The following is a 7,329-nucleotide window of genomic DNA, read 5'->3' on the forward strand; positions in this document are numbered from 1 at the left end:
TAAATAATTGACAAAGCCTTATGAACAGTATTATTACAGACAAGTATCGATTTTTTTTCTGCTTCTCATTTTCAGGAATAAAACCACTATCTTTGATACTATCATATGATACTATCATGAATTAAGTGAGATGAAACCACCCTATAAAATAACCGGGAAGATTTTAAAGTTAGTAGCTTTAATTTCAGAAAAAATTGGCGAAGTGAACTCCGCCCATTTAAACAAACCTCCCACAGAACTCAGAAAAAAAAACAGGATTAAAACGATTCATTCGTCTCTGGAAATTGAAGGAAATACGCTGACTATTGAACAAATTACTGCAATTGTTGAAAACAAAAGGGTTATTGGACCAAAAAAAGATATTTTAGAAGTAAAAAATGCCATTGCAGTTTATGATTATCTGGACAAGTTGAATCCTCATAGCTTTGATTCGTTTTGTGAAGCTCACGGAATTCTTCTGAACGGACTAATTGAATCAGCGGGCAAACTAAGAAATAAATCGGTGGGAATTGTTAAGGGCTCGGGTGTTGCTCATATTGCACCATCAAATGAGATGCTTAAGCCTTTACTGAATGATTTGTTTGATTACCTGAAAAATGACGATGATTTGGTTTTAATCAAAAGTTGCGTATTTCATTATGAGATTGAATTTATTCACCCATTCATCGACGGAAACGGCAGAATGGGAAGGCTTTGGCAAACTTTAATTTTAAAAGACGCTTATCCTGTTTTTGAATTTTTGCCCATTGAGACCCTGATAAGAGAACGGCAGGAACAGTATTATGAATCACTTGGGAAGTCAGACAAAACAGGAGAATCAACAACATTTATTGAGTTTATGCTTGAAATTATTCTTGAATCTTTAGAAGAATTACTGAATGTTCAGAATATAAACTTAACAAATATTGACCGGTTAAATCTTTTTAAATCAATTGTAAAAGAGGACTTCTTTACACGCAAGGACTATTTAAAAAATTTTAGAGAAATATCTTCGGCGACAGCAAGCCGTGATTTGAAATTTGCGACAGAGAACGGATTCATCGAGAAATTTGGAGATAAAAATACAGCGAGATACAGATTCAAATAATTGATTTGTAAATGAATAAAAAAGGTTTGAATTTATGGATTTTGGCAGCCGCGTTGCTGGTTTCATCTGCCTGCTTTCAGCAAAAAGTATTGGTGACAGGCCATGTTTACAACAAAACAGATAATCAGGCAGAAGGCCTGGAAGTAAAACTTCATCGGGATAAAGAAATAAAACCAAACCGGCAATACAGACGAACAGCAGTTCAGCCAAATGGTTTGTTTCAAATGAAGGTGCGTCCCGACCGTTCCTATATTTTGGAAATCAGCGGAGAACAAGGTTCAGGCAGGATTTTTCTACCTGCTGAAAGTTTACCGGAGAAGATTGATTTGACTTATCCGGTAACCGAAAAAATTGTTATTCTTCATACCAACGACCGGCATTTTGATCTGAATCACGAGGAAGAATTGGCCAAAAAACTGGAAGAAATCAGGGCAAAATACGACGATGTATTTTTATTTGAAGCCGGCGATGTTTTTGTGCGTCATGCCCACAGGTGGGTGGTTAACGACAGTTTGGCAAAGGATACTGCCTGGTACGGACAACGGGCATTGCAAATGATTCAAAAAATGAATGAACTGGGTTATGATGCGATGACGTTGGGAAACCATGAACTGGCTTACATTAATAAATACACCCTGAATGCCCTTGAAGCAGTTCAATTCCCAGCGCTGGCAGCCAATATGGAAATCAGTACCTGTAAATTACCTCAACCAGAACCTTTTACAGTGTTAAATACCTCCACCAGACGCCGGATTGCCGTTCTGGGCCTGGCCACCGACAATACCGGAAGGGAAGGGGTAAAGGAACTTGACCTTGCTGAAACGGTTGACAAATACAAAACGTTGAAAGATTTTTCAGATGTTTATCTGGTTTTGTCGCATCTTGGTCTGAGAAAGGATAGTCTGCTTGCTTGGGAATTTCCGATGTTTGATGCCATTATCGGTGGACATTCTCACGACTTGCTGGAGGATGCGGTGATTGAAAATTCGGTTTTAATTGCCCATGCCGGTGGAAATCCGCATTTTGTTTCGGATGATCATCCGGTTTATTTGGGGAAAGTTGTTCTGACACTGGAAAACGGGAAAATCGTTGACAAAAAAGGCCTGGTGATGGAAATTGGCCCTAAGGCAGAATCTGAAATGAAAATGCCGGAGCGTGGACTTTGTGCCCACCGGGGCGCCATGGAAACGCATCCGGAAAACACCATTCCTGCATTTTGCGAAGCGATGAAAGCCGGCGCACACATGATTGAATTTGATGTGCAGCTTAGCAAAGACAACGAACTGGTGGTGATGCACGATGCCACGGTTGACCGCACCTCAAACGGCACCGGAAAAGTTTCGGAACTTACCCTTGCGGAAATCAAAAATCTGGATGCCGGAAGCTGGAAATCCCCCGAATTTAAAGGTCTTCAGGTTCCCACTTTCCGGGAAGTGCTGGATGAAATGCCGGTAAATGTGTGGCTGAATATCCATTTAAAAGGAGCCGGAGATGCCCCCAAAATAATTGCTAAAATTCTGAAGGAAGAAAACCGCCTGCAACAGGCTTTTCTTGCCTGTGGTGCCGAAGCCGCAAAACAGGCGCGCAGCGTGGTTCCAGAAATATTGATTTGCAACATGGAACGGCAGGAATCGAATTGGGACTACGTTTCCGGAACAATAGAAATGGATGCAGATTTTATTCAACTTCGTGGTGCAATTACCCCGGAATTTGAAGAATATGCCAAAATGCTAAAAGAAAACGGAATCCGCATAAATTATTACGGCACCGATTCACCTGACGAAATAAAAATGCTGTTTGATTATGGAATTGATTTTCCGTTGGTGAACGATATTGTATCCAGCATTTCTGTTGCCAAAGAGGTTGGAATTGAACCTGTAAAACCGGTTTTTCGTTGAGTTTATAATTATTTCGCCCTGACTTTTTAACGAAAACGTTTTAAATTCGCCTTGACTTTTTTAAAATTACGTTATGAATAAATTATTTCTTCCCGTTTTATTTTTACTGGGAATGTTAAATTTTCAGAGTTCAGCACAAATCGAAGTATCAAACCTAAAATCCGAACATCTCCAAAATCCCATTGGAATTGATGAAACCCACCCGCGGTTTACGTGGCAACTGGAATCGGAAAAACCGGGAAGTTTTCAGAAAGCTTTTCAACTGGCAGTGGGAACTGAAGAAACTGAAGTTGCCTCCGGAAAAGGAAATATCTGGGAATCGGGAACGGTCCATTCTTCAGTCATTCCTGGGGTTTACAACGGGCCTGAACTGCAGCCGTTCACCCGGTATTTCTGGAGCGTCCGGATTCAGGATGAAGCAGGCAACTGGACGGACTGGTCACCGGTTGCTTTTTTTGAAACCGGCATGATGGAAATGGCGAACTGGAAAGGGAAGTGGATTACCGACACGCATGATTACGATGTAAAACCGGCGCCGTATTTCAGAAAAGAATTCAATGCCGGCAAAAAAATAGCATCGGCGCGGGCATACATCGCCGTGGCCGGATTGTATGAGCTTTCCATTAACGGACAGCGAATCGGCGACCACCGGCTCGACCCTACTTATACCCGTTTCGACCGCCGCAACCTTTGCGTTACTTACGATGTAACCGAAAATCTGCAGCAGGGTGAAAATGCCATTGGCGTGTTGTTAGGCAACGGCTGGTACAATCACCAGTCAACCGCGGTGTGGTTTTTCGACCAGGCGCCGTGGCGTGCCCGTCCCAAGTTTTGTATGGATTTACGCATCACCTATTCCGATGGTTCGGTGGAAACAATTTCTACTGGTCAGGATTGGCAAACCGCGTTCAGTCCGGTTATTTTCAACAGTATTTACACCGCCGAGCATTATGATGCCCGTTTGGAACAACCCGGATGGGACAAGCCCGGGTTCAAAGCCGAAGGCTGGAAAAATGCCACAAATACCGGGGCTCCTTCACAAAACATTGTTGCACAGGCATTGCATCCCATCCGCAATGTTACCGAGATTCCGGCGGTGGAGATGAAAAAGCAGGGCGAAAACAAATGGCTGTTCGATTTTGGCCGCAACATGGCCGGGGTGACGCACATGAAAGTTTCAGGCCCGGAAGGAACCACAATCCGCCTGAAACACGTGGAAAGGCTCGATTCAGCCGGACGTGCCGATATGTCGAACATCGATGTGCATTACCGGCCCACCGACGATTCCGACCCGTTTCAGACCGATATTTTTATCCTGAGCGGAAAAGGAGAAGATGAATTTATGCCGCGTTTCAACTACAAAGGTTTTCAGTATGTGGAAGTCACCTCCGACCAACCGCTGGAATTAACAAAAGAAAACCTGACCGCTTATTTTATGCACAGCGGTGTGCCGCCGGTGGGGAAAATTCATTCGTCGAACAACACGCTGAATAAAATATGGGAAGCGGCCAATGCATCCTACTTGTCCAACTTGTTCGGATTTCCCACCGATTGCCCGCAGCGTGAGAAAAATGGCTGGACCGGCGATGCGCACATTGCCATCGAAACCGGGTTGTACAATTACGATGGAATTACAGTGTATGAAAAATGGCTGGACGACCACCGCGACGAGCAGCAACCCAATGGCGTGTTGCCGGCCATTATTCCCACCAGTGGCTGGGGCTACCACTGGGCCAACGGTCCCGACTGGACCAGCACCATCGCCATCATTCCCTGGAACATTTACCTGTTTTACGGCGATTCCAGAATTCTGGAGCAGAATTACGACAACATCAAACGGTATGTGGATTACATCGATGAAAACTATCCGTCGGGCATTACCGACTGGGGCCTGGGCGACTGGGTGCCGGTAAAATCGGTAACACCAAAAGAGTTTACTTCTTCAGCTTATTATTATGTGGATGCAGTTATCCTTTCGAAAGCTGCAAAAATTTTGGGGAAACAATCTGATTCCGAAAAATACAAAGCGCTGGCTGAAAAAATTAAAACAGCGGTGAATGAAAAATACCTCGACCGTGAAACCGGAATGTATGGCAGCGGTTTGCAAACCGAACTTAGCGTGGCACTGCACTGGGGACTGGTCCCGGATGAGTTGCGGGAAAAAGTGGCTGAAAATCTGGCCAAACGGGTGGAGGCCGACAACAAACACATCGATGTGGGATTGCTGGGCACCAAAACTATTCTGAACGCCCTGAGTGAAAATGGTTACCCGGAACTGGCCTGGGAAGTGGCTTCGCAGGAAACGTTTCCGTCGTGGGGCTGGTGGATTGTGAACGGCGCCACCACTTTTTACGAAAACTGGCCGCTGGATGCTTCGCGCGATATTTCCATGAACCATATCATGTTTGGGGAAATCAATGCCTGGTATTACAAAGCGCTGGGCGGCATTTTCCCCGATGAAAAAGAGCCGGGATTCAAAAATGTAATGCTGAAACCCAATTTTGTTCCTGGCCTGGAGCATTTTGAAGCTTCGCACGATGGACCTTACGGAACGATTGTTTCTTCGTGGAAAAAACAACGAAGAGAAGTGGAGTACACTATTGAGATTCCGGCCAACAGCACGGCTACGTTGGTTTTGAATGAAGGAAAAATTCAGGAAAGCGGAAAACCAATCGATAAAAATGAGTTGATAGAAATTGCAGAACGAAAAGATGGAAAGGTTGTTTTAAAACTGAAATCAGGAAAATACAGTTTCAGCATAAATTAAGCCAGTTTTTTTCTCAAAATTTTTATGAGTTTTGGGTTACTTAGGCTTTAAATCACTAAATTGTGTTGAAAAAAAGCCATTTAATAATTTTGAGATGAAGACTAACCTTTTACTTGTGGTTGTGGTCGTTTTTGTATTTATGTTCAAAACCGCCATCTCCGAAAATTTTTTCTGCAATTCGGATGATAATTTTAAAGCAATTGAAGGAAAATGGGTTCGGCTAACCCAATCCGGGCCGGTTGGCATGGAGTTTACCGAAGAGGGCACGATTGAAGTGGATTTTGGAATTGACGGCACCGTTGATGTGGTTTCGGAATATGAAATACGAAACGATACGATTTTTTTCACTGATAAAAAGGGTGAAATGTGCCCGGAGCCGGGAATTTACAAACTGGAAATTACAGATTGTTACGCCGCATTTGATTTGCTTGATGATATGTGTAACGGCCGGATTAAAATGACCATGGGATTCTGGACCCGTCCTGATTTTGAAAATTTCCTCGGTGAGCTTTCAGAAAAAATTGAAGTGTCAGATAATCCGGAACTCTATCTGAAACGGGCAAGAATTGCCCTTGCTCTCGGCAAATCGCAGGAAGCCAAATCAGATTTAGACATTTATCTTCAGCAAAAACCAAATGATGCAAAAGCTCTGATAAACCGGGCCGGCACCCGTTTCCCTCACGAAATGGAAGGAGCCCTTCATGATTGCAGCAAAGCTATCGAGCTGGAACCTGAAAATAAAAACGCCTGGTTTCTTGGCGGTTTGGCCAATTGGGAGTTGGGTTTTAAAGAGGAAGCCTGCAACGATTTTTCAAGGGCAATCGAATTGGGGTTTTCCATTTTGAAAATTGCAGAAGAGCAAAGGTGCAGCGAATACTGGGAAACAAGTAAATAGGATGTACAGAAAAATAAAATGGTATGGAAAAAGTCAAAAAAGTTGTGCTTTACATTTCGGGACCGGGAATGGTACTGGTAACTCTGGTGGCGCTGTTTTTTCACATTTTCACTGCAATCAATGCTAAATCGTGGATAGTTGGTGCGTTAATTATTTTTGCCGTTGTTTTTGTTCCGGTTTATTTTATTGAATATTTCAGGCAGAATTTAAAAGAAAGCAAGACTTCAAAACCAATTCATTTTAAAAAACACGAAACACTTACAGCATGGGAGGGTGGCAATATTCATGGGAAAACACCAGTGAAAACCAAAAGGCCGGGAAGATTTTTCAGGAAATAAAAGTTCTTTGATGCATTCAAAAATAACAACCGAATGTTAGCTTTTTATCTGATTTTAATCTTTAAATTTAATGGTTCTTAATATTTGTTATTAACAATAAATTACACAAATTATGGAAAATAAATTAAATCCGGAACCTGAATCCAATAAAGAGGGGTTGAAGGATAAAGCAAGGGACATTGCCGATAAGGTAAAAGGAAGTAATGCTTATCAAAAAGCCGAAGATTTTTTTGAAAAAGCCGAAGATTTTTTGGAAGATAAACTGGAGGATTTGGAAGATAAGCTGGAAGATTTGGAAGAAAAAAAAATCGGAAAAAAGCTGAAGTCATTTGCTGAAAAGATGG

Annotated in this window: 6 protein-coding genes; all 6 read left to right on the forward strand. The window is 42.6% G+C overall.

Features of this window, described 5'->3' with window-relative positions; genetic code table 11:
- Positions 1–130 precede the first annotated feature (130 nt).
- Positions 131–1,087 carry a Fic family protein gene (locus ACESMA_RS20920; protein ID WP_372950827.1) on the forward strand — a complete coding sequence of 319 codons (957 nt, stop codon included), beginning with the start codon at positions 131–133 and terminating at the stop codon, positions 1,085–1,087.
- A gap of 11 nt (positions 1,088–1,098) precedes the next feature.
- A complete protein-coding gene (locus tag ACESMA_RS20925) occupies positions 1,099–2,985 on the forward strand; it encodes a glycerophosphodiester phosphodiesterase family protein (protein WP_372950828.1) in 1,887 nt (628 codons plus the stop codon).
- 73 nt (positions 2,986–3,058) lie between these two features.
- Entirely contained in the window at positions 3,059–5,752 is a 2,694-nt protein-coding gene (locus ACESMA_RS20930; RefSeq protein WP_372950829.1) for an alpha-L-rhamnosidase, read from the forward strand.
- Between the two features lie 94 nt (positions 5,753–5,846).
- Entirely contained in the window at positions 5,847–6,647 is an 801-nt protein-coding gene (locus tag ACESMA_RS20935) for a tetratricopeptide repeat protein (RefSeq protein WP_372950830.1), read from the forward strand.
- Positions 6,648–6,670: 23 nt separating this feature from the next.
- Positions 6,671–6,985: a hypothetical protein gene (locus ACESMA_RS20940; protein ID WP_372950831.1), complete on the forward strand. Its 315-nt coding sequence runs from the start codon at positions 6,671–6,673 to the stop codon at positions 6,983–6,985.
- 112 nt (positions 6,986–7,097) lie between these two features.
- Positions 7,098–7,329: hypothetical protein (locus ACESMA_RS20945; protein ID WP_372950832.1), on the forward strand; the 232-nt coding region annotated here is incomplete at its 3' end.

This window comes from Mariniphaga sp. (genome assembly GCF_041687215.1).
Lineage (GTDB): Bacteria > Bacteroidota > Bacteroidia > Bacteroidales > Prolixibacteraceae > Mariniphaga.

Excerpts from the sequence above, each read along its gene's own strand:
- ACESMA_RS20935 (WP_372950830.1), top strand. The coding sequence starts at position 5,847 with ATGAAGACTAACCTTTTACTTGTGGTTGTGGTCGTTTTTGTATTTATG.
- ACESMA_RS20925 (WP_372950828.1), top strand. The coding sequence starts at position 1,099 with ATGAATAAAAAAGGTTTGAATTTATGGATTTTGGCAGCCGCGTTGCTG.
- ACESMA_RS20940 (WP_372950831.1), top strand. The coding sequence starts at position 6,671 with ATGGAAAAAGTCAAAAAAGTTGTGCTTTACATTTCGGGACCGGGAATG.
- ACESMA_RS20930 (WP_372950829.1), top strand. The coding sequence starts at position 3,059 with ATGAATAAATTATTTCTTCCCGTTTTATTTTTACTGGGAATGTTAAAT.
- ACESMA_RS20920 (WP_372950827.1), top strand. The coding sequence starts at position 131 with ATGAAACCACCCTATAAAATAACCGGGAAGATTTTAAAGTTAGTAGCT.